At 57.3% G+C, this 22,769-nt stretch carries 21 protein-coding genes; 6 read left to right on the top strand and 15 right to left on the bottom strand.

Annotation, left to right across the window (positions count from 1 at the left end; translation table 11 throughout):
• Together QOL67_RS21185 and QOL67_RS21180 are read left to right on the top strand one after the other, a co-directional pair.
• On the top strand, window positions 1-383 hold a 383-nt coding region (locus tag QOL67_RS21185), incomplete at its 5' end, for a hypothetical protein (protein WP_283427985.1).
• 92 nt (window positions 384-475) lie between these two features.
• Window positions 476-988, top strand: a complete 513-nt coding sequence (locus tag QOL67_RS21180; RefSeq protein ID WP_283427984.1) for a GNAT family N-acetyltransferase — start codon at window positions 476-478, stop codon at window positions 986-988.
• A gap of 70 nt (window positions 989-1,058) precedes the next feature.
• Here QOL67_RS21180 and QOL67_RS21175 read toward each other — a convergent pair whose 3' ends face one another.
• On the bottom strand, window positions 1,059-4,070 hold the full coding sequence (locus QOL67_RS21175; RefSeq protein WP_283427983.1) for a cyclic nucleotide-binding domain-containing protein: 3,012 nt from the start codon (window positions 4,068-4,070) through the stop codon (window positions 1,059-1,061).
• Between the two features lie 233 nt (window positions 4,071-4,303).
• On the opposite strand from QOL67_RS21175, the gene QOL67_RS21170 reads away from it, so the two are divergent.
• The gene (locus QOL67_RS21170; protein ID WP_283427982.1) at window positions 4,304-4,687 is read left to right on the top strand and encodes a DUF3307 domain-containing protein; all 384 of its coding nucleotides are present in this window, start codon (window positions 4,304-4,306) and stop codon (window positions 4,685-4,687) included.
• A gap of 584 nt (window positions 4,688-5,271) precedes the next feature.
• Here the strand turns inward: QOL67_RS21170 and QOL67_RS21165 are convergent.
• The 8 genes from QOL67_RS21165 to QOL67_RS21130 form a co-directional block, all read right to left on the bottom strand.
• Entirely contained in the window at window positions 5,272-6,051 is a 780-nt protein-coding gene (locus QOL67_RS21165; protein ID WP_283427981.1) for a MaoC family dehydratase, read from the bottom strand.
• Window positions 6,038-7,252, bottom strand: coding sequence for a beta-ketoacyl-[acyl-carrier-protein] synthase family protein (locus QOL67_RS21160; protein ID WP_283427980.1), 1,215 nt, complete (start codon window positions 7,250-7,252; stop codon window positions 6,038-6,040). The genes QOL67_RS21165 and QOL67_RS21160 overlap by 14 nt, the downstream gene beginning before the upstream one ends.
• Window positions 7,249-7,518, bottom strand: a complete 270-nt coding sequence (locus QOL67_RS21155) for a phosphopantetheine-binding protein (RefSeq protein WP_283427979.1) — start codon at window positions 7,516-7,518, stop codon at window positions 7,249-7,251. The genes QOL67_RS21160 and QOL67_RS21155 overlap by 4 nt, the downstream gene beginning before the upstream one ends.
• 182 nt (window positions 7,519-7,700) lie before the next feature.
• On the bottom strand, window positions 7,701-8,093 hold the full coding sequence (locus tag QOL67_RS21150; RefSeq protein ID WP_283427978.1) for a rhodanese-like domain-containing protein: 393 nt from the start codon (window positions 8,091-8,093) through the stop codon (window positions 7,701-7,703).
• 1,140 nt (window positions 8,094-9,233) lie between these two features.
• Window positions 9,234-9,665, bottom strand: a complete 432-nt coding sequence (locus QOL67_RS21145) for a hypothetical protein (protein ID WP_283427977.1) — start codon at window positions 9,663-9,665, stop codon at window positions 9,234-9,236.
• On the bottom strand, window positions 9,652-10,506 hold the full coding sequence (locus tag QOL67_RS21140) for a hypothetical protein (RefSeq protein ID WP_283427976.1): 855 nt from the start codon (window positions 10,504-10,506) through the stop codon (window positions 9,652-9,654). The genes QOL67_RS21145 and QOL67_RS21140 overlap by 14 nt, the downstream gene beginning before the upstream one ends.
• A 546-nt stretch (window positions 10,507-11,052) precedes the next feature.
• Complete coding sequence (gene lepA, locus QOL67_RS21135; RefSeq protein WP_283427975.1) at window positions 11,053-12,870, bottom strand: translation elongation factor 4; 1,818 nt, start codon at window positions 12,868-12,870, stop codon at window positions 11,053-11,055.
• A 222-nt stretch (window positions 12,871-13,092) separates the two neighbouring features.
• Entirely contained in the window at window positions 13,093-13,380 is a 288-nt protein-coding gene (locus tag QOL67_RS21130; RefSeq protein WP_283427974.1) for a hypothetical protein, read from the bottom strand.
• A gap of 226 nt (window positions 13,381-13,606) precedes the next feature.
• Between QOL67_RS21130 and QOL67_RS21125 the strand changes: the two genes are divergently transcribed.
• Both QOL67_RS21125 and QOL67_RS21120 read left to right on the top strand, forming a co-directional pair.
• Complete coding sequence (locus QOL67_RS21125; RefSeq protein WP_283427973.1) at window positions 13,607-14,269, top strand: hypothetical protein; 663 nt, start codon at window positions 13,607-13,609, stop codon at window positions 14,267-14,269.
• 432 nt (window positions 14,270-14,701) lie between these two features.
• Window positions 14,702-16,360, top strand: coding sequence for an adenylate/guanylate cyclase domain-containing protein (locus QOL67_RS21120; RefSeq protein WP_283427972.1), 1,659 nt, complete (start codon window positions 14,702-14,704; stop codon window positions 16,358-16,360).
• 7 nt (window positions 16,361-16,367) lie between these two features.
• Here the strand turns inward: QOL67_RS21120 and arsJ are convergent, their stop codons facing one another.
• The 5 genes from arsJ to QOL67_RS21095 all read right to left on the bottom strand — a co-directional run bounded on the left by arsJ (window position 16,368) and on the right by QOL67_RS21095 (window position 20,819).
• Window positions 16,368-17,624 carry an organoarsenical effux MFS transporter ArsJ gene (gene arsJ / locus QOL67_RS21115; protein ID WP_283427971.1) on the bottom strand — a complete coding sequence of 419 codons (1,257 nt, stop codon included), beginning with the start codon at window positions 17,622-17,624 and terminating at the stop codon, window positions 16,368-16,370.
• A 99-nt stretch (window positions 17,625-17,723) separates the two neighbouring features.
• The gene (locus tag QOL67_RS21110) at window positions 17,724-18,734 is read right to left on the bottom strand and encodes an ArsJ-associated glyceraldehyde-3-phosphate dehydrogenase (RefSeq protein ID WP_283427970.1); all 1,011 of its coding nucleotides are present in this window, start codon (window positions 18,732-18,734) and stop codon (window positions 17,724-17,726) included.
• A 129-nt stretch (window positions 18,735-18,863) separates the two neighbouring features.
• The gene (gene arsB / locus QOL67_RS21105; RefSeq protein WP_283427969.1) at window positions 18,864-19,913 is read right to left on the bottom strand and encodes an ACR3 family arsenite efflux transporter; all 1,050 of its coding nucleotides are present in this window, start codon (window positions 19,911-19,913) and stop codon (window positions 18,864-18,866) included.
• Window positions 19,910-20,254: an ArsR/SmtB family transcription factor gene (locus QOL67_RS21100; RefSeq protein WP_283427968.1), complete on the bottom strand. Its 345-nt coding sequence runs from the start codon at window positions 20,252-20,254 to the stop codon at window positions 19,910-19,912. Before QOL67_RS21100 ends, arsB begins: the two co-directional genes overlap by 4 nt.
• Window positions 20,255-20,351: 97 nt before the next feature.
• Entirely contained in the window at window positions 20,352-20,819 is a 468-nt protein-coding gene (locus QOL67_RS21095; RefSeq protein ID WP_283427989.1) for an Lrp/AsnC family transcriptional regulator, read from the bottom strand.
• Window positions 20,820-20,922: 103 nt separating this feature from the next.
• Here QOL67_RS21095 and QOL67_RS21090 point away from each other — a divergent pair, with 103 nt between their 5' ends.
• Complete coding sequence (locus QOL67_RS21090; protein WP_283427967.1) at window positions 20,923-22,329, top strand: aminotransferase class V-fold PLP-dependent enzyme; 1,407 nt, start codon at window positions 20,923-20,925, stop codon at window positions 22,327-22,329.
• On the opposite strand, the gene QOL67_RS21085 is transcribed toward QOL67_RS21090, so the two are convergent.
• Window positions 22,326-22,745, bottom strand: a complete 420-nt coding sequence (locus QOL67_RS21085; protein ID WP_283427966.1) for a PaaI family thioesterase — start codon at window positions 22,743-22,745, stop codon at window positions 22,326-22,328. The two genes, QOL67_RS21090 and QOL67_RS21085, sit on opposite strands and share 4 nt — an antisense overlap.
• Between the last annotated feature and the right edge of the window lie 24 nt (window positions 22,746-22,769).

Here is a 22,769-nt window from a genome sequence, read left to right as displayed (position 1 = left end):
AGTCCGTCCCGCCGTTGTGCGCCTCAGCGCCGCCGGTGAAGGGGGTTCTAAGGTTATACCAACAAAGCCGCAAGCGCTTTTTTCAACTTTCCGCAAAAACACACCAACTTTCTCAAAAACTCAACAATATCAACACCCTAAACAGAACACCCCAACACACAAAAACAAGAAAACCAACAAACACAGCGCTCAAACGCCGATCACAGGCAGTTATCCACAGACTCACCGCAAGACTCACCAAAGACTCACACCGCAACACCAAAAACAAACGCGCCTTAACCAGACAAATCCCACCAAAAAACACGTCGGTAATACGTCTGTTTCGCGACAGCATCACAACAGTGCACAAATACGGCAGGAAAGGTGCCGTTTCAGAACGGTGAACACAGCGGGCGATGGGGATGGTCGATGGTTAGGCGGCAGAACAAAACGGCGCTACACTGCGCCTGACCAAACCTTACACATCGGAGCTGCCATGCCTGTGACCCTGGAATTTGTCTCCGCTCTGCCCGACCCGGCGGCTTTTGAGGCTCTGATGCAGGAGTATTACACCATCATGACTTCCAAACTCACAGATGTGGGAGGGCCGCAGCTGTCTGCAGCCAACCTCGCCCAAGACACGATGTGTCATATGGAAGACCTTTTGCCGCCCCATGGGCGCACCTTGTTGGCGCACGACGAGACCGGCAGATTGATTGGCTCTGGCGTCATCCGCAAGGTGCGACCGGACGCGGCGGAGTTGAAGCGTATGTTTGTGCATCCGGAGGCACAGGGGCTTGGGCTGGGACGCAAGCTGTTTGAGATGCGGATCGACGCGGCCAGAGAGATGGGCTGCACCACGCTCTATGCCGACACGGTCAAAGGCATTCGCGCCATGTTATCGATGTATGAGCGGCTTTGGTTTGACTACATCCCCCGCTATCCCGAAAACGGCAACCCGCCGGAGCTTGATCCCTATCTGGTGTATCTGGAACGACGCCTCAGTTAGGCTATGTGTCGTACCCATGCGACATGTCAGCCAACGGTTCAAGAACAGCCAGTGCGCCTGGTCTTATCGATCAGGCGTCATCTTTGTTGTCATTGCTCTGCTTGGGCGCCCCCACGTAGCCTGACACCGCTTGTAGAATGCGGAAGGCCGTTGAGGCGTCGTTTTCCACCACGGCCATAAACTCACTTTCGCCCAAACGCAGCATTTCCAGATCAGTCTTGGCATACATGTCGAGCGCACGTTTCTCTTTGCGCAGCAAAGCCAGCTCACCAACCAGGGTCCCCGCCCCCGCTTCGGCCACCACATGGGACTCACCGTCCGGCGTGCTGTAGCCCAAACCGGCTTCCCCTTCGAGGATCAGATAAGCGCCATCCGATGGGTCATCCCCCATATGGAAGACATACTCACCCGCGGGCGCACTATGCCATTGCGCACCAAAGGCCAGTAGGCGCATTTGGCGACGCGACAGACCGTTGAACATATCTGCGGAGGCCAAGGCACGCATTTTGCGGCGCAGGTCAGCGCTGGCTGCGTTATCCGTATCGTCGACGGCCGCCACACCGCTGTCTTTTAAGCGGCCATGCTCTAGTTCCAGAACCATATCAAAGGTGTCGACATCCTCAAATTCCTCTTCGAGAAAGAGGAACGTGGTGTTGGGCAACAACGCGCGCAGATTGGCGATGGTTTCGGCGGCTTGGCCTTCCTCATAATTGGCCAAGCAACGGTTGAGGATCATCACATCCGGCTTTTTGATCGCCGCCCGGCTGATCGCGAGCGGTTCTGAAAATGCTGCAGGCAGACCCGCACCGCCGATGCCGGTTGGCACGGCAAACAGCAGCTCAGCCACCTCTTGCTTCATGCCCGCTTCCGCCAGGGTTTGGGCCACAATATCGCGGATTTGCTCTGCACGTGGTCCTGCGGACGCGGCAAGCTTGCCAAAGATGGCGTTTTCCAGAACCGTGAGGCCGGGGGCATATCGATCTTCGCGCAAAGGCGCAAAATACACCGCCGTCCATTCAGAAAGCTTTTGCGCCTCAACGTGGCGCAGTTCCAGAATAGTCTGTTTGAGCTCATCACTAAAGCCCGCCCCAATGCGTTCGGCGGAGACCAGCAGCGGCAGCGACAACATTTGTTCCAGCTCTTCCTGCGCCATGTTGCCAAGACGCACGTCCCGGCTTTTGGCAAAGAGTTCGACGTTGCGGGTGAAGTCATCCGGATCAAAGCCAAGCTGTTGGAACAAGGGGTGGTCGGTGCCATCCACACCAAATGTCTGGTTCAACATCTCCACAACTTCGCGGCTCATGCGCAGGATGCTTTCCTCAATGCCAAGCTCTTGCAGCAGCTTGAGGAACTCGGCGATGCGTTGTTCACGGCCATCGGTGATCATCTGGCGTGGGGTGGCAAAGAACAGGTTGGCGGCCACAGGCAGCGCCGGGTTGTATTGTTCCCGATCAAAGCGGAAGTAAGATTTGGTCAGGCCGGCCTTGTCCAGTGCCTCGCGGATTTGCGGCCTCAGATCGACAAGGGTTTGCGCCAATTCCGCGTGATCACTTTCGACAAACGGCTGATCGAGGCCTTTGCGGAACAGGGCATTGCCCGCACCGGTGGCGTCCATCACCGCGATCCACCACGCGTGCACGGCATCTTCGTTGGCCAAGTCCCCAAGAGAAGGGTCTACCCAGTCGGAATAGAGCCGATCAAGGCTGTTGCCTGTGCGTTTGGATTCGTAGGCCCGCTTTTTCTCTTCGGACTCACCCATTGGATCAGGGCGGTCCGTAATCGGCTTCTGCTTTAGCGGCATCAACACGTTGTCGCCAAAGGTGCCTTCAAACACATAAGGCGACGGGTCGGCGTAGCCGATGCGGGTGGCTATGACCCGTTGGTGCAGATCATTGAGTTTCACACCGCCAATTTCCAACGCGCCGCTCAGCGGGGTGATTTCGCGGGTGAACAGTTCGGCGACCGCACGGCGCTCTTCGGCATCTTGAGATCGGATACCAATCACTGCCCCCTGGCGTACTGTGGCAGAGATGTTTTCCAGCACGCTGTCACCATCATGGTCGCGCACAAAGACGTCTTTGAGAACGATGTCGCCGGTGAGACGTGGGATCTCGTCCGGCTCATTCTCAATCAACTCTTTGTCCACCATACCCGACGGACCAAAACGGTCGCCGATCAGGTGCCAGCGCAGGGACAGGTCCGCCACACGGTTGTAATAGTTCAACAGCTCTTTCCACGGGGAGGACAGATCTTTGTAAGCTGCAAGGGCCGCCACCAACGCGCCAAGCGTGACCTGACCGCGGATCACCAGAAGGCCGCCAACAAGGTAGAAGAAAAACGGCGTAAGCTGTGTGATGAAGTTGTTGAGGAACTTCATGAAGAACTTTTTCTTGTAGATAGACAAGCGGATCAGAAAAAGCGTGCCCAGACGGCGGGTGATTTGCGACAGGCGATAGCGCCAGCCACCGTTGCCGCGCAGCTCTGGCGTGCCGGTAGCGGTTTCGCCAATCTCTGCCGCAAGGTGGCGGACCTGCACAATGCGGTCTTTGTTCAACAGGTTGATCTGACGCTGCAGTTTGGGAATGATCCAGGCTTGCAGGGGGATCAGCGCAATGGCGGCCAGACCAAACCAGACGTTTTGCAAAAACAAGAAGGCCAAAATGGTGAGCATCTGTCCGGCTTGCATGACAGGCAGGCTGATCGCATCCCCCATCATACCGCCCAGCGGCTCGGCCTCAGCTGTCACCATACTGACCATCTCGCCTTGCGAGGTGCGGCGCAGGTAAGGTTGCGGGAATCGGGTGATGCGCGAAATTAGGGTAAAGCGATAGCGCCGCAACATGCGCTCGGACAACACACCTTTCATGGTATTGATACGCATCTTCATCAGCCCATGCACCAGCACCGCCAGAAGAAACAAGAAGCTGAGCATGATCAGGTAATTTTCCTGCGACATTTCCCAATTGTACACATCAATATAAGAGGTATCCGCGTCAATCGCGTCATTGATGATGCGCTTGGGCAGCTCCAGCGTCAGGAACTGTAGCGGGAAAAGGCACACAGTAAGCGCCAGTAGCGCCATCTGGTCAGGTTTTGAGTACTTCCAGATGAAGGCAAATAATGAGCGTTCTATACCGTCTACTCCCGGTTTGCAGCACGGGCACCGTGCCGTCCCATTTGGCAAAGGCTACCAATGGAGGTGGGGCCTGTTCAAACGGATTCTTACCGGAAGTTTGAGAGAGTGAAAACAGGGGTTTGCTGTTCCCTGATTCTCCAGCTAGTCTCTTTTCAGAACTTAGGATGGGGCGGAGGTCTATGGACCAGATCACGACAGTGTTGTTGCTGGTCGCGGCATTTCAGATCAAACACTTGGTGGCGGATTTTTTCCTGCAGAACGCCAAGATGATCATGGGCCGTGAAAAATACTGGCACATGGGGCGTACCCAGCATGCGGGTATCCATGCGGCGTTTTCTGTTGTGGTTTTGGCACTGTTTGGCACAAGCCCGATGCTGATCTTCTGGATGGTGCTGATTGAGTTCATAGTACACTTCCACATCGACTGGGCCAAAGCGCGCTATTCTGTCGATCGTGAATTGCGCCCCGACCAGCCGCTCTACTGGTATGCCATGGGCACCGATCAGGCACTGCATCAGTTGACCTATCTGGTGATGATCTGGGCTCTGTTTGCTTGTCAGTAAGCGGAAGCTTGACACGGCAATCCAGAACCGCGCTCAAGGTTTTTCTGATTGCCATGGCAAGCTGGACGTGGGCACCCTTGGCTTTGGCGGAAGAAGAACTAGAGGCCTTCTACACATTTACCGACCTTCCGGACGTCATTCAGCGTTTGGTCGATCAAGGCTGGGAGGTTCAACAAATAGACCGCCAGCTCCACTACAAGTGCCTGACCTGCGAGACCGAGGTGGAAGCGTTCCTGAGCGTAACCCCCCTCCCGACCGCTGATTTGCTTGAACACTCCAATACCTACCGAGATCGGTTCAAACGGTATTGTGCGGATCTGATTATCTCCGCTTCAGGACGATGTGTTAGAACTACACCTTTCCGCGTTCGCGGCCATGCCCACCCTGGCCTCAAGTCGGAGATAATAGTCGGAGCAAAACGCTACGTACGGCAGGCTATTTTCTCCAAAAGTCTCCATTCAGGCCCTGTTCAGATCACCTCGGAAGTCTGGACAGACAAGAATTCTGAGATTCCAATAGGTATCTCCCAAACCCTCGCGTCACATATGCTGAGGTTTACGCCGTGGTGGTAGACCACCCAGTACTTAGCCACCTACAAAAACATCCACGATGGCGTGGATGTCTTGCGCGTCACTTACCACAAACACCCGCGATTTTGCGCCTGCTTGCGCCGTCACGACCACCTGAACCGGTGCATTCACCAAAGCTGGAGAGAGGAACCGTGCGCGCAGGTCTTGGATTTTCGGGCCCGGAGATATGTGACGAAAGCCAGCCTCCGCCAAAGCGCAAAGCAACATGCCTGGGGCAATCACATCACCAAACCCCGCTGCCTGCGCAACCTCTGGGTTGCTGTGCAAAGGGTTGGGATCGTGGGCCAGAGCGGTGTAGCGCGCGATTACCGTGGCCGTGAGGCTTGCAGAGAGCAGCGTTTGCGCCCCCTCGCCCACCATGCGTGGATGCAGTTTCGGTGCCGCCAAAGCACGGATTGTGTCTGGCATAAGAAAACGCACGCGGGTTTCCATAGTGGCGTCAGTGCCCAGCAGTTGACACGTGTGGCGCGCAACGGGCCCGTCACTTTCACTGGATAGGCCAACTTGCGTGCCGGTCGTCAGAGCATGATCCGCAAGCGCCGTGAACCGTTGGGTTTCTTGAACGGCATATGTGCCGTTTGGCGCGATAAAACGGTGCCGCAGATCCATCAACGCAGGGTCACCCAAAAGGAAGGCCGCACGCACAATCAGCAGGGAGGTTGAAGCCGGATGGTTCAAAAGTTCGGAGAGCAAGACTTGCAAAGCGTCTACGTCCGCTTTTGAAACACCGGCCTGCAAGGTGGTTTTGGCCCGAGTTGTGTCAGCCTTGGTCATAGGCTTTGGCAATCAAGGTGGCATTGATACCGCCAAAGGCCAGCGAGTTGGACATCACCGCTTTCAACGGTTTGGCTTTGGCCACATTAGCCACAGGATCAATACCAATCTTTGGGTCCATTTCTGTGAAGTTGATTGTCGGCGGCACTGACTGTCGCCGCAACGCGCCGATCGCCACAATCATTTCCAACGCACCCGCAGCGCCCAATGCATGGCCGTGCACTGGCTTGGTGGAAGAAATGTCCACGCCAGCCAAATCGTCGCCAAACACCTCACGTAGGGCAGCCACCTCGTTCACGTCATTTGCCACGGTGCCGGTGCCGTGGGCATTCACATAGCCAATGTCATCCGGCGACAGGGTCGCGGATTTGAGCGCCATGCGCATACAGGCGGCGGCACGGGCTGGATTGGGGCGCAGCAGGTCGCCCGCATCCGAGTTGGTGCCAAAGCCGACAAGCTCGCAGAGGATGTTGGCGCCGCGCTCCTGCGCGCTTTCCAGGCTTTCGAGCACAAGAATGCCAGCGCCTTCACCAAGGGTCATACCGTTGCGGTTTTTGCTAAACGGGCGGTTCACATCCGCCGTCATCACCCGCAAAAGCTCCCAGACCCGGAAAACGCCGCTTTCCAAACAAGCCTCCGAACCGCCCGCGAGGCAGCGGTCAACCTGACCAGAAGCAATCATTTGATAGCCCATGCCAATTGACTGACTGCCCGAAGAGCAGGCGGTGGCCAAACAAAGCGCGGGTCCGGTGGCGCCAAATTCCATGGAGACCCAGCTGGCGGCCGCGTTGTTCATGATTTTGGGCACCGCCATCGGATCAAGCCGCATGGACCCTTCGCGGCCCAGTTTCAGGTAATTGATGTTGAGCGTCTGCCCCCCGCCAAACCCCGACCCAATTGAGACCCCACAGGCGTCGCCAAAATGCGCTTCTGTGAGGCCGGCCTGCGCCACAGCTTCCCGCGCCGCGGTGAGCGCGTATTCGGCCACAGGTTCGCGCATGCGGTGGGGTTTCTCCCCCAAAACTTGTGCCAAATCTGCCTCTGACAGGCGTGCAGCGGTTTTCACACGTTGCGCATCTAAATCGGCAAAGTGGATAGGTTTAACACCGGATACGCCAGTCTGTGTTGCGTCGGTAAGTACGTCGGCCCCAATCCCGCAGGCGGAGACGGCGCCTTGGCCGGTGACAACAACGCGGCTCACGCCTCGGCGGCCTGGTGTTCTTCGATTTTGGAGATGGCGAGATCCAGCAGGTCTTGCACGGTCACCACGTCGGTCAGCTCATTGTCCACCGAGACATACGCGCCGTATTTTTCCTCAATCGCCATCAGGATCATCACAAAGTCCGCCGACTGGATGTCCAGCTCCTCAAGCTTCTTTTGTGGTGTGATTTCAGAGGGTTCAACCATGCCTTCCTGCGCAACCATCTCCATCAATTCTCGGGTCAGCGTGTCGCGATCGGTGCTCATCGGCGTCCTTCCAGTCGTCAAAGTCTTTATCCAATACACCCGCCAAAATACGGCAGGTGTGGTAAGTGTAAGTGGCAAATACAAAAGTTTCCAGACGGAACTTCGGCGCCAAATGGCACGTCGGTATCGCGTCTGTATTGCGACTGTATCGCGGAGGTGCAAAAATTGACGTTTACGTCAACCTACATGCCGGGGTCCACCGGCTCAATCACCGCGCCGCCGCCCTCTACCCAGTCTTTGAAACCACCGAGATTATGGACCTCGGCATAGCCCATATCCTTGAGCAGCTTGCCCGCCAACGCCGCCCGGCCACCGGAGGCACAGTGCAGGATCACCGGCCGGTCAAATTGCAGCTCCGGGTCATGGAACGGCGTGGCGGGATCAGCGCGGAACTCCAACATGCCACGCGGGATATGGTGGCTGCCCTCCGCGCGACCATTGGCGGCCAACTCCGGCGCGTCGCGCACATCCAACAGCAACGCACCGGCGGCCACTTTGGCCTGCGCGTCAGCCGTGGAGATTTTGGGAACAACGGCGTGTGCAGCTTGCACAAGATCAGCGGCGGTAATGGACATGGGGCACTCCTCTGGTGTGTTTCCACAGAGGGTAGGCATAGCGGGGGCACCTGTTAAGGGGGCATCGCGCATCCGTGAAAAGAAACCGGAAAAGAAAGAAGGCGCCAGGTGATGGACGGCAGCGGGTCAAAACACGACCCATGCCCACGACCTGACGCCTTCGTTTTGAATGTGCTTTCAAGACAAGTTGCCCTGCCCCTCCTGCGCATTCGTTTCGCGCTGTCCCTTTTGCGCGGCCTCTTTTTGAGGCCTAGATGTGCCCCAAACGGGGCCCATCCCATCCGGGCCAGTGCAGCGGGATCTGCTTGCCCTGCCCCCACAAACGCGGCCCATAAGGAGCCCGCTTAAGGCAAGAGGACAATCACCTCCCCCCAAACCGATGTTCAAAGCACCCTGCAGGTGAGGCGCACTGGGTGTGCGATCCGTCCGCGTGGTGTTGTCCCTTCTTCCCATCGGCCACCGCTCAGGCGTGTGCCGCCTTCCTGCCCAGTCAAACCCGCCGCCGTAGGATGAGGGCGGCCTGATCTCACAGGCATTTCGGCCAGCGATCCGTTGATAGTTCCAGCGTGGACGACGCGTTGTGGTGGGCCTCAATAGAGGCATCAAACGCGCCTTGCGAGGTCTGTTCCGGCAGGCCGGCCCTTCCCCGCTCCGGCCACTGGCGGGCATATGCCCAACTCCGGAAGACCTCAGCGTCCCGCGCCGGATCTTGCGATCCCTTGCGTTGGGTTAATGGTGGGTCAAACGGATCGAGTCGGGCAAGAAAAAAGTGATGATTTTATGAAAGGTGCTGGGGGTAAGGCTTTGGGGAAGCTTGGGGATTTCCTGTGGATAAGCTGGGGATGGGTTGGGAAAGATGAAGGTTTTGGCTGATTTGTGGAAGGATGGAATTTTGTGGCGGTGAGCGGCGTCTTGGAAACGGTCCAGTGGACCGTTTCAGCCGCGAACGGGCGGAGCCCAGCGGAAACACGCACTTATCTGCGGAGGTTGCAGCTCGCAACAGAGGGGAGCGCCTGACCCTGGGTGGGGGCTGAAAGCGCCCTCCCGTGGAGAGGGTCGGGCGCTGCCCAGATTGATCCGGTGGATCAATTCAGGCTTGGGGGGGGGCGCTAAGTGAAACATATACTGCCCGCGAAAAGCCTAGAGCTTAAATGACAGTTTGGTGATGTCCCAGATAACCAATATCCCCCACAGGATAATGCTCAACGCAATACTGTTCGCGATTGCCATCCATGTGTGCGTATCTGGGAGCAAAGGTTTGCCTACAACTAGAATAAGTGACAAAAATAATGCCCAGACCAGAGAATATGCCGACTTTTTTACTGCGTTTCTAGTGCCAGATAAGAAGTCTTTTTTCGCCTTGGCCTCTTTCCGACGAAGCTCCATGTGAATATTTGCCGTAGACGCAAGAGTGATTGTGACAATGACTCCCATGAAGTTCAAAAACTCATGGTTCACGAATTGTTCCAAAAAGGAGTTCTCATCACCGAGAATTCTAGGTTCATAAACTGATCCTGCCACTAAAAAGCAGCAGGAAAGAAAGAACACCATTCTTGAGTCAATCTTTGTCACGCCCAAGAATCCTATCGGCGATTTCCGCAGCCCGTTCAATCAACGGTCGCTGGCTTCGATTTGTTTCTACCGGAATTCTAGCGCTTTCCTGCTGATTTTGCGAGGAAAAGTTATTTCTCTTACCTACGGCTCGCGCTTTTACGTTGCCAGTGCCCTGACCCATTGCTTTTTCTGCAGTGAAACGCACTCGTTCTGTTTCCGCATCAACCCCGTCTGGGTTCTTTACTTCAATGGCAATTTTCTGAGCGTTTTCCTCGTCTCGATAGGCCTGCATCTCCTTGTCATACTCGTCATCCCCTCCAAACATGTTAGGGACTTCCAGTTCAAAGCGGATGTAAGTAACTTTGCCCTTATTTCGCCTGACAAAGTCCCAGAAGGCCTCAGTATTTGTGATCGGATGAACGCTGCTCAAATATGGCCGCCAATCCTGTTGCTCTTCCATGGCCTGAAGTAGCCTTGGAGCCAGCGTAGATGGGGTTCCTACATCTTGATGGTATTGGATTGCCAGTTTTTGACCATCACCATGCTCTCTAGGATCAACCACTACAACAGCAGCCTTCCACGCATCGTGGATTACTTCCCGATATCCATCCTCAGGAGGCGTGTTTTCAATTTCAGAAACCTCTCTCCCGATTTTGCCAACAATGTAGGGATATGTGCCTTTTGGGTCGAGCGCGACGTAAACAAAATCGGTGCCATGGTGCCTAAACCGTGTTTCTCGTGAGAAGAGGGCCAGAATCCACTCTTCTCGTGACTTCGGTTCGAGTGCGTCCAAAATGTCGATCTGTTTGCGTTGCCGCAGACTCAAACGAAACAAATCAAATCGGTGTTCTTTTTTCATAATCTTCTCCACGAATACCGCGAAGATTGCAAAGGCATTTCCCTCAGTCAACCCGAGCATCTTTCTGAGGGCAAGTAATAACCTCCCCGGATCTCTGATCCGGATCGCGCCCGACCCCGCCCCACAGGGCGGGTGCGATTTTGCAACGCCTGCACCAAACGGGACGTGGGGGGATGTGTGGACAGGGATGTGCCAAGTGGACAGCCGCCCTCGGGGTCGGGCGCGATCCTTGGGGTGGCGGCAAACGTTGTTTCCAGAAAGATTTCAGCCATACTTGAAACGCACATCACTCAGCACCAAGATCAGCCCACGACCCTGGGTGGGGGTGAAGCCCACTCCCGTGGGGTGGGTCGGGGGCAGGTCGGTCTTGCCGACCTAAGTACGGGTCAAATCTTGGTGATTCAGATTTTCGGGATAAATACAAAGTAATGGCCGCTTGATTGAGCGGCCTTGGGGAATTGGGACCGGCGTTTCGCGCCGTAAAGAACGGGGTGCGCCCGCGAAGGCTTCGCCGTTCGCTTCCGCGCACTCGCGCTCGACAATGGACTAGTCGTCCATTTTGAGCGCGCTAATAAATGCCTCTTGCGGGATGTCGACCCGGCCAAACTGGCGCATCTTTTTCTTACCGGCTTTCTGCTTATCCAGCAGCTTGCGTTTCCGCGAGGCGTCGCCGCCGTAACACTTGGCCGTCACGTCTTTACGCAGGGCAGACAGCGTCTCACGCGCGATGACTTTGCCGCCGATGGCCGCTTGGATCGGGATCTTGAACATGTGGCGCGGGATCAGGGTTTTGAGCTTTTCACACATCGCCCGGCCACGCTGTTCTGCGCGGTCGCGGTGCACCATCATGGAGAGCGCGTCGACCGGCTCGTCGTTGACCAGCACCGACATCTTCACAAGGTTGTCCTCGCGGTAACCCTCCATCTGATAGTCAAAGGAGGCATAGCCTTTGGTCACGGATTTCAGACGGTCGTAGAAGTCAAACACCACCTCGTTGAGCGGCAGGTCATAGACCGCCATCGCGCGGGAGCCGGCGTAGGTCAGATCAAGCTGAATGCCGCGGCGGTCTTGGCAGAGTTTCAGCACGTCGCCGAGATAGTCGTCCGGCACAAGGATGGTGGCCTTGATGCGGGGTTCTTCGAGGTGATCTACCTTGGACATGTCGGGCATGTCAGCCGGGTTGTGCAGCTCGATCATCTCGCCAACGGTGTTGTCCTTGCCCTTCATGTAGACGTGATAAATCACCGAGGGCGCGGTGGTGATGAGCTCGATGTTGTACTCACGCTCGATCCGGTCGCGGATGACTTCGAGGTGCAGAAGGCCCAGGAAGCCGCAGCGGAAGCCAAAGCCCAGCGCGGCGGAGGTTTCCATTTCGAAGGAGAACGACGCGTCGTTCAGGGCCAGCTTGTCGATGGCGTCACGCAGGTCTTCGAATTCGGCGCTGTCGACTGGGAACAGACCACAGAACACCACCGGCTGCGCAGGTTTAAAGCCGTCCAGCGCAACTTCGGTGCCGTTGCGGTCATTGGTGATGGTGTCGCCCACGCGGGTGTCACGCACTTGCTTGATCGAGGCGGTGAGGAAGCCGATCTCACCTGGGCCGAGGCTGTCGACCATCTCCATCTCCGGGCGGAACACGCCAACGCGGTCCACGGAATGCAGGGTGTTGTTGGACATGAACTTGACGCGCTGGCCCTTTTTCAGGGTGCCGTCCATGATGCGCACAAGCACAATCACGCCGAGATAAGCATCATACCAGCTGTCCACCAACATGGCTTTCAGAGGCGCGTCGAGCGTGCCTGTGGGGGCGGGCAGGTCTTTGACAATGGATTCCAGCGTTTCGTGGATGCCCTGACCGGTTTTGGCCGAGACCTGAATGGCGCCGGTGGCCTCGATGCCAATCACGTCTTCAATCTGTTCGGCAACGCGGTCACAATCAGACGCGGGCAGGTCGATTTTGTTGAGTACCGGCACGATCTCATGATCGGCCTCCATGGCGTGATAGACATTGGCCAGGGTTTGCGCCTCAACCCCTTGGGAGCTGTCCACCACCAGAAGCGAGCCTTCGACCGCACGCATGGAGCGGGAGACCTCGTAGGCAAAGTCAACATGACCGGGGGTGTCGATGAGGTTGAGCACATAGGTCTCACCGTCGTCAGCCTTGTAGTCGATGCGCACGGTGTTGGCTTTGATGGTGATGCCACGCTCGCGCTCGATGTCCATGCTGTCGAGCAGCTGTTCCTTCATATCGCGGTCCTGCACCGTGCCCGTCTCTTGGATGAGGCGGTCAGCGAGGGTGGATTTGCCATGGTCGATATGGGCGACAATGGAGAAATTGCGGATTTTGGACAGATCTGTGCTCATGATGCGGGATATGAGGGGGAATCTTGTATTGGTCAAGCAGCGCTGTAGGGTGCGGGGCGGGTTATTTGGGTTAATGCGGGGTTTTTGGGTGGTTGATGAGGTGAAGATTGAGAGTTTTGGGGAGCTTGAAGAGTGGCTGAAGACTCAGGATTTGCGAGTGAGCCAAGCCTTTGCTGCGCGTTCAGCGTTACGGTCTTTGCCGGCGGCGATGGCGCTTGTGGATCAAACCTTCAGGGGTAAAGCCGGGGGCCAGTTCCTTTTGGCTTGCCTACGTGCGACTCTCACATCTGGGGTAACAAGCACTTGCTCACCCGTAAATGTGAACAATGTAAGAGTGGCGGCACTCTCAGCCTCCCACTCCGCTTCCTTCGCCAACTCCCACTCCGCCCTTTCGAAAGCCACCGCCTCAGCCTGCAACTCCGCCGCCCACTCGGCCCGCTCCGCCGCGGTTTCCATTCGGTCCGACACTGCCAATACTACCGCCGCCCACGCCGCCTGCTCCGCCGCCATCTCTACTCGGTCAGTCTCCGATCGGTCCTTCTCCGCAGCCCTCTCCGATGGCGAGACCCTCCGGGCAGGTGAATTGTTTGAGACTTTTAGCGCACCACTTTGGCTGGATCACACACCGGAGTCCGCTCTTTTGGCAGGCTGGGAACGTTTTCAGACGAGGGACGATCCACAAGGGGTTTGGGTGTTTTGGGAGAAGTGGTACCGCAGCATGTTTGAGGGCACCCCCATGGATTGGGACCTGCAATTGCAAGCGGTACTGATTGACGATAAGTTCTGGAAGGAAGGCCCGGAAGCAGTGGCGCGAGCCATTCGAGAGATCGAACAGGAACTCGCTGGCCCAGCCCCACTAGAAGAGAACGTCTTGAGAAAGCACGTTGAGCACCTTCTAAAAAATCCGGTGCTCTCGGAGGCTACCGCCCTCAATAGTGCTGAAACGATTGAGCGGACGATTTCAGATTACTTAAGGGGGGCTCCCGCGAATTGCCTGCCGGAGGATTTGAAACACCTTGAAGCGTTGCCGCAGCACTTCAAAGCTATTGCGCGTGTGATCGGAAGCCGAACCAGCAAAAACCAGAAGGAAAACCAACTCACCGATGAGATTTCCAAGCTGCATGCACGTGTGGCCGCGTTGGAAAAGGAATTGGCCGTTGCCAAAAGCAAGGAATTGAAAGGGGTCATTTCCCAAGAGGCCGCGAAGTCTTTTGGCAAAACGATTGGCAGCCCGTTGTTCTGGAGCGGCGCGGCTGTGAGTGTGGGCTATTTCTTTGGCGTGGCTCCAAGCGATATGACTTTGGAAAACTTCCGCAACTACGTGGAAGAGTTGTTGCGCGTTAACGCGGCAACTACCCCGCCGGCTCAGCCGCCGCTGCCATCCAGTATCAACGTTTGAGTGAAGATCGAGAGAGCAGCGCCTGACCCTAGGTGGGTGCAAAGCGCCCTCCTGGGGGGAGGGTCGGGCGCGGCTCGGCGGTGCCGAGCTGTATGGCTTCAGGTGTCGTTGGCCGGAACAAAGGGTCGCACCCGAACCCGAGGGCGGCTTTCCGCTGGCACCAGTCCATCCGCTCACACCAAGCGTAGCATCTGTTGGAACGTTGAAAAATCGCACCCGCCCCCCCACAAACATGTGACCACAAAACCGCTGGCCTTTGCTCCCCTCTGCCTCTAAAGACGCCGTCCCGCGCACTTCTGTTGTGCACGGCTGCACGGTTTTTCCGCGCATCCCCCTTGATAACGCGCTTCTCTGACCCAAGATTCTGGGCCAGGGTTGGGGCACGCGCGGGATCAACAACACGCGCCCCTTTTATTGTCAGGGAAGACATTTATGCGCCGGCGATTGACCACTTTGATGTGTGCGGACTTGGTAGGGTATTCGGCCCTGATGGGCGAAGACGAGGCGCTTGCGGTGGCAAGCGTGCAAGCGTTGCGCAAGAAACATCTGGAACCTGTTGCGGCCAATCATGGCGGCGAGGTGCTCAAACGAATGGGCGACGGCTGGATTCTGTCGTTTCCAAGTGTCGAGGAAGCACTGGATTGTGCCGAAGAGGTGCAGAGCAGTCTGGTGGAGCATGATGTGATCAAGCTGCGCATTGGCTGTCACATTGGCGAGATTGTTGAAGATGAGGCGGATTTCTACGGCAATGGCGTGAACATTGCCCAGCGGATCGAAACCGAAGCGCCTCCCGGCGGGGCGATGTTCTCCGAAGATCTATTTCGCGCCTTGTCCGAAGAGCGTCAGGACGAGCTCAAAGATGTCGGCATGTTCAACCTCAAAAACATTGCCAAGCCAATCCGGCTCTATCAATGGCGGCCTGCCAACCTGACCACTGCGCCGGACAAAGGCACCTTGCCGTCGGTGGGGTTTGAGACGTTTGTGGCGGCACCGGAGACCCCGGAAAGCGCGGCAATTGCCGATGATTTGCATGACGGGCTGGTGCAGCTGTCGCTGAAACGCACGGGTGTGACCACGGTGGATGCGGATAACTTGGAAAACACACCGCCGGACTACTTGATCCGGGGACGGTTGCGGGTGGCAGGAAAACGCGCGCGCTTCACCATGAGCCTCATTTTGCGCGAAGAGATGCAGACGCTGTGGACCGGCACATATGAGGGTGATCCAAGTGACCCGTTTGCCTTTGTCGATGACATCATGCCCCGGCTTGAAGGCGACGTGCGCCTGCAGACCATTCAACGCGATGGCGATCGGCTCGCGCATCTGAGCCTCAATCAGCTGAGCGTGTCCGAGTTGCGCGCCCGGGCAGCGTCAAAGTTCTTCAAACAGACCATCCCAAGTTGGGAAGACGGGCTGGCTGCGCTGGACCGCGCTGTGTTGCTTAGCCCCGGGGATGGCATGTCGCTGGCGATGCGGGCGCAGAGCCGGTTGAACCTTGGCGGGGTGATGTTCACCAACGAGACACCGGAGGTTCTGGAGCAGCTGGGTCGGGATCTGGATGTGGCGGTGGCGGAGTGTTCCACCAGTGACTTTGTGTTCTGGGCACGCGGGGCGTATCGCCTGAAGGTGAAACGCGATTTGGCCGGGGCTGCATCGGATATTGCGCGGTCGCGCGAGATCAATCCCAACTTCATTGGGGTTGTGGATCTGATTGCGCAGAAGGCGTTTTTGGAAGGGGATTATGATGGCGCGCTGGAGGCGTTGACCGCCTATGAGGAAATGGGCAGCGGTGATCCGTTCCGTGTGAATCGACTGTGTTTCAACGCGCGGATTCTGTTGGGCGCTGGTGAGGCTGAGGCGGCACATGTGGCCGCGCTTGAGGCGTCGGACTTGAGCCCGATGGATCGCGGGCTGCAGCTGCTCAAGGCGTTGGCCTGTGAGAAGGTTGGCGACATGGCGGGGCTTGAGGCGGCGCGGGCCGCGGCGCGCAGCTTGGAAAAAGCGCCTTCGGTCACCGTCAACCGGTTGGTTTTGCCGGATGAGTTGCAGTGGTTGAACGACGCGCTGCATCCAGACGCGGAGCCGGTGTGAGGCAGGGTTAGCCCTGCCCCAACCGTCTTGCGGCCAGCCAACTGAGCGCGGACATCACGGCGGCGGTGAAGAGACAGAGCCACAGGCCGCCGATCTGATAGCTGACGCCGGAGAGCAACGTGCCTAACAGGCGGCCTGCGGCATTGGACATGTAGTAAAACCCCACATCCATGGTCACGCGCTCATCAGAGGCAAACGCGAGGATCAGGTAGCTGTGCACGGCGGAGTTCACCGCGAAGACAAAGCCAAAAATCAACAGGCCTGCGATTAGGAGGACAGTGAGGGCATTGGACGTGTCAAGCAGCACGACGGCGGTGGTGAGCACCAGCGGGATCAGGGTCAGGTAGCCAACCCAATTGATGGCTTTTTGCACAACTTCGCCCGTGGTGGCGTTGACGGCTTTCAGAATACGTGGCGCGTTGCCTTGTACAATGCCGTAAAGAATGATCCACACCGCCATAAAGATGCCGATGGTAAAGAAAGCCTCGCGGCGGCCTTCTGCGGTGCCGTCAGACAGCACGGCGTTGAAGTAAACCGGGATGCCAACCACAAACCAGACATCGCGCGCGCCAAAAAGGAACATGCGGGCCAGTGAGAGCCGGTTGACGTTTTTGTCTTTAGAGAAGACCTGAGAGAACTTCGCCTTTTTGGAGCCTTGCGGCAGGCCAACGGGCATAAACGTTACGACACCGACAAGGATCACCGCGAGGATGATCGCCATGCCCCAGACGGAGGCCTGGAAGCCCCAGATTGCGAGCAGCGCGGCGCCCAGGAAGAAGCCGCAGCCTTTGACTGCGTTCTTGGAGCCGGTCAGAAGGGCCACCCAGCGGAACAGCCCGCCGCCCTCTTTGGGGGCGAGCAGTTTCACGGCGGATTTTGACGACATCTTCGAGAGGTCTTTGGCCACGCCTGAGGCACCCTGCACACACATCACAAAAATCACCGAGGCGGTCACGCCCCAAGCAGGATCGAGCTGTGCCAAGGCAATCAGGGCCACAATTTGAATGGTGAGGCCTGCGTAGAGCGTCGACGTCAGACCAAAGCGGGCGGCAATCCAGCCTGCGGAGAGGTTGGTGACAATGCCCATGACCTCATAGAGCAGGAACAGATAGGCCAGCTGGATGGGCGAGAAACCCAAGCCGTTGAAATGCAACAACACCAACATACGCAGTGCCCCGTCGGTGAGCATGAAAGCCCAGTAAGCGGCAGTGACGGTGATGTAGGCGGCGAGGCCGTCTGGTTTAGGCGTGGAGAGGTTGGTCATAGTAAATCCAAAGGGCGGCGTTCGTCACGGGGTGGGCGTGAAGCGCCCGCCCATGGGGCGGGACGGGCGCTGCCCGAGCCTTCGGCTCAGGCGAAAGACTTACAAGCTGGCGAGAACCATGCGGGTCACATCCGCGAGGCGGAACGCGTAGCCCCATTCATTGTCATACCACGCGTAGATTTTCACATGTTTGCTATTCACCACACGGGTGGAGAGCGCATCAACAATGGTGGAGCGGTCATCATTGGTGAAATCACAGGACACCAGCGGACGGGTTTCATATCCAAGGATGCCTTCAAGCTCGCAAGCGGCGGCCTCCGCAAAGAAGCCGTTGACCTCTTCCACGGTGGTGTCACGGCTAACATCAAACACCATATCAGTCAGGGACGCGTTCAGCAGCGGCACGCGCACGGCGGTGCCGTCGATTTTGCCCTCCATGTCGGGGAAAATCTGGATGATCGCCTTGGCCGAGCCGGTGGTGGTGGGGATCAGGCTGTTGAGCGCGGAACGTGCGCGGCGCGGGTCTTTGTGGGCTTTGTCCACAATCACCTGCGTGTTGGTCACATCGTGGATGGTGGTGAAGCTGGCCTGTTCAATACCAAGTTTGTCACGGATCACCTTGACCACCGGCGCGATGCAGTTGGTGGTGCAGGAGGCCGCAGTGATAACTTTGTGTGTCTCAGCATCGTAAGTGTCGTCATTCACGCCGTAAACGATATTGGCGACGTCGTCCTCTTTCACAGGAGCTGAGACCACAACCTTTTTCACACCTGCATCAAAGTAGGGCTGCAACTTATCGTTGGATTTGAACACACCGGAGCAGTCCACCACCAGATCGACGCCCAGCTCTTCAAGCGGCAAGTCCTCGATCTTCCAAGTGGCGGTTTTGCGCATTTGGTGGCCATCTACAGTGATGCTGTTGTCGTCAAATGCAAAGTCCGCGCGCCAGCGGCCATGTACGGTGTCAAACTCCAAGAGGTGCGCGTGCAGTTCAGCGTCGCCCACCGGATCGTTCAGCAGGACAATGTCGGCGTCCAGACCAAGGTCAAAAAAGCTGCGGATCACCAGCTTGCCCATACGGCCCAGGCCATTGATTGCGATTTTGGTCATCAGAAATTCCTCAATCTCTATCCCCGGTGAGACAAATCCTAAGGGCGGCGGCCGACCTCGGGAGAAAGCGAAGCGCCCTCCCATGGGGGAGGTCGGGCACTGCCCGGGCCTGACGGCCCAAGCCTTAGGTTACGAGAACCAGCCACGGGTGCGGTTGGCAAAAGCGACAAGAGACAGCATGACCGGCACTTCGACCAGCACGCCGACGACTGTGGCCAAGGCAGCACCTGAGCCCAGGCCAAAGAGCGAGATGGCAACCGCCACCGCAAGCTCAAAGAAATTGGATGTGCCGATCAAGGCACAGGGGGCGGCCACCTCAAACGGCACTTTCCACAGGCGCGCCGTGCCGTAAGCGATAAAAAAGATACCATAGGTTTGGATCAGCAGCGGAATGGCAATCAGCAGGATGTTGAGTGGTTGAGACAGGATCACCTGGGCCTGAAAGCCAAAGAGCAGGACCACGGTCAGCAGTAAGCCGCCAATGGAGGTTGGGCGCAGCTTGTCGCGGAAGGCGTCGACGGCAATGTCACCACCCTGCCCGATCAAGTGGCGGCGGGTGATCACGCCAGCCACTAGCGGTAGGAGAATGTAGAGCACCACGGACAGCAGCAACGTATTCCAAGGTACAGTGATGTCAGTCACACCCAGCAAAAAGGCTACGATGGGTGCAAAGGCAAAGACCATAATTACATCGTTCACGCTGACCTGCACCAATGTGTAGTTGGCATCGCCCCGTACTAGGTTGGACCAGACAAACACCATGGCGGTACAGGGCGCGGCCCCGAGCAGGATCACTCCAGCCAGATATTCGCTTGCGGTTTGCGGGTCGATCCAAGGCGCAAAGATGTGCTCAAAAAACAAGACGCCCAGCGCGGCCATGGTGAAAGGCTTGATCATCCAGTTCACAACAACAGTGATCACCAACCCTTTGGGTTTGCGACCCACATCGGTGAGCGCGCCAAAGTCGATGCCCACCATCATTGGATAGACCATGGCCCAGATCAGCACTGCAACCGGCAGGTTTACAGAGGCAAGCTCCAGACTGGCGAGCCAACCAAAGACACTAGGAAACAGGCTGCCCAGCGCGAGCCCTGCAGCAATGGCCAAAGCCACCCAAAGAGACAGAAGGCGCTCGAAAGTGCCAAGACCCGCGTCGATGTCTGCACTGTGGTCACTCATGCGCATGGCCCTTCACCGCAAGTGAGGTCTTCGATCAGAGGCTGACACAATTCTGGTTGGCCGCCGCAGCAATCTTCCAAAAGGAAACCCAGCAGACCACGCATGCCGTCTGTGTCCGCGAAATAGCGGATCACGCGGCCTTCACGTTGATTGCGTACAAGGCCTGACTGCAACAGAACCGAGAGGTTGGCCGACAAAGTGTTTTGGCGCACTTCCAAGGCTTCGGCAATCTCACCAGCGCTCATACCGGCGTCTCCGGTTGTCACCAAAAGGCGGAAAGCTTCCAAGCGGGTTTGCTGAGACAGGGCCGAAAAGGCAGTGAGGGCTGATATCATATCCATAATTCATGAATTATGGATATGATTAGTGAGTCGCAAGCAAAACATGGTGCCTACCTGCCCTCCCGTGATGAAACTTTTGTGACGGCGTTTACCTTGATTACCCAAAAACATCGACGGGACGATCGTCGAGCATGGTTTCCATTGAAAACAAGCCGGTGACTGTGTCCATCTCATAGCCGGTGGTCAGGCGGCGGTAGACCGCATCATAGCCGGACATGCCGGAGGTGATGATTTTCAGCATATAGTCCCAGTCCCCGCCGATCCGGTGCATCTCGGCCACCTGGGGAATACGAGCGACGTGCGCCTTGAACCCCTCAGCCCATTCCATCGAGTGATTTCGGGTGCGCACCATGACAAAGACAGTGAGATCCAGTCCCAACACTGTGGGATCAATCCGCATGCGGGAGCCAAGCAAGACGCCCTCTTCCTCCAACCGCTTTAGGCGGCGCCAAAGGGCGTTTTGGGACAAACCCACACGATCGGCTACTTCCCGTTGGGACAGAGAGGCATCTCGTTGCAATACGTCAAGGACGCGTCGATCAATTTGATCAATTTCTTTCACCATATCGCTCATGTGACCACAAAACTGTCCAGATCACCAGAAAAAAGGGAGCGATTACCCATCCCCACGAGAGTAAAATCAGTTCCAACGCGAGCACGAGGATATCATGACCCACCCAACCGCCCCCTTTGAGACATTTGCAGACACCCTGAAAGCCGCAAAAAATCCGATGGAGTTTTTGCGCCACGGCTTGATTGGCGGCGAGGTGAGTATCGACACACCCTCTGGCCCCAAAAAGCTGGTGTATGCAGACTATGTCGCCTCCGGGCGGGCGCTGCGACAGGTGGAAACCTTCGTGATGGAAGAGGTGCTGCCGTTTTATGCCAACACCCACACCGACGCGTCTTTCTGCGGCGCGCGCATGGGCGCGTTGCGCGAAGGGGCGCGTGAGGTTGTGCGGGAGCATTGCGGCGCGCGGGCCAAGGAACATGCGGTGATCTTCTCCGGTTCAGGCGCAACAACCGGCCTCAATCAACTGATGCATCTGATGGGTGTCGGCACCGGCGACACCGTATTGGTGGGGCCGTATGAACACCATTCCAACCTGCTGCCGTGGCGCGAAAGCGGCGCAGATGTGATTGAAGTGCCGGAAGGGGATCTGCCCGGACCGGACCGCAAAATTCTAACCCAGCTGCTCACGGAGCGGGGGGCCACAGGCCGTGTGATCGTGGCGCTGAGCGCCGCGGCCAATGTGACAGGTGTGTGCACGGATGTGGCGGCGCTGACCCGGCTGGTCAAACACCATGGGGGGATCATGGTGTGGGACTACGCCGGGGGCGGGCCTTACTTGGCGATGCAGATGACCCCGGCAGACGGTGTCGAGATCGACGCCTTGGTGTTTTCGCCCCACAAATGCATCGGCGGCCCCGGTGCCAGCGGCGTTTTGGTTGTGCGTCAGGATGTGGCCTGCGCCCGCGTGCCCTATCGCCCCGGTGGTGGCACCGTGGCCTTTGTGAACGCCCATCAGCATGACTATGTCGCCAAGCTCGAACAGCGTGAAGAAGGCGGCACGCCCAATGTGGTGGGCGACATTCGTGTGGCGCTGGCATTGAAGGTAAAAGAAGTGATTGGCCAAGAGGCCATGACGGCCCGCAATGCCGTGCTGTCCGCACGGGCGTTTGCAGCATGGGGCACGGAGCCGCGCCTGAAAGTTTTGGCGCCTGAGCGCAAGGAACGCCTGCCAATCCTGTCGTTTGTGCCGTTGAATGCCTATGGCGAGCGGATTGATCACAACGACTTCACCCGAGCCCTATCTGAGCAATATGGCATTCAGGCACGCGGCGGCTGCTCTTGCGCAGGGCCCTATGTGCATGAGCTTTTAAAAATTGGCGACGATCAATCCTCCGAAATTCGCAAGGACATTCTGGAAGGCCCAGGCGCAGAAAAACCCGGCTTTGTGCGGTTGAACCTCAGCGTCTTGATGACAGATGAGACCGTCAATTTCATCCTGTCGTCCGTGGCAGAATTGGCCCGAACTTGGGACGTCGACGCGCCGGCAGCCTTGGCAAGTTAAAGCGTTGTCGCGCGGTATTTGAAGGCACCGGAACCGCGGGCGATGACCTCGCCGGTCTCGTCCGTGATGGTGCCTTCGGCAAAGAAGGTTTTGGCGCCACCTCCGGTGCGCCAGCCTTCTGCAATCAGACCTTTGCCCTTGGGGCGTGACAGAAAGTTGGTGGTCAGCGACAGCGTGAGCGCCAGCTTCTTAAGCTCGGGCGTGCCGGTGTAGCAGCCCGCAAAACCCATCACAGTGTCCAGAAGCGTGGCGTAGATGCCGCCGTGTGGGATACCTGCGCGATTCATTAGGTGTGGCGCGATGGGTAGTGCAAGTCGGGCATAATCCACATCCCAATGGGTAAGATCGAAACCAAGGTGCTTCTGCAGGTCGTATGGGGCTTCGCCCAAGGCGGGATCGAGAGGGGCATGGGTCATGTATTGGGCTTTCAATTTGGGTGT

The organism is Shimia sagamensis (assembly GCF_900182745.1).
Taxonomy (GTDB): Bacteria; Pseudomonadota; Alphaproteobacteria; order Rhodobacterales; family Rhodobacteraceae; genus Shimia; species Shimia sagamensis.
Note: the sequence above shows the minus strand (reverse complement) of the source record. Positions and strands in the feature narration are given on the sequence as shown.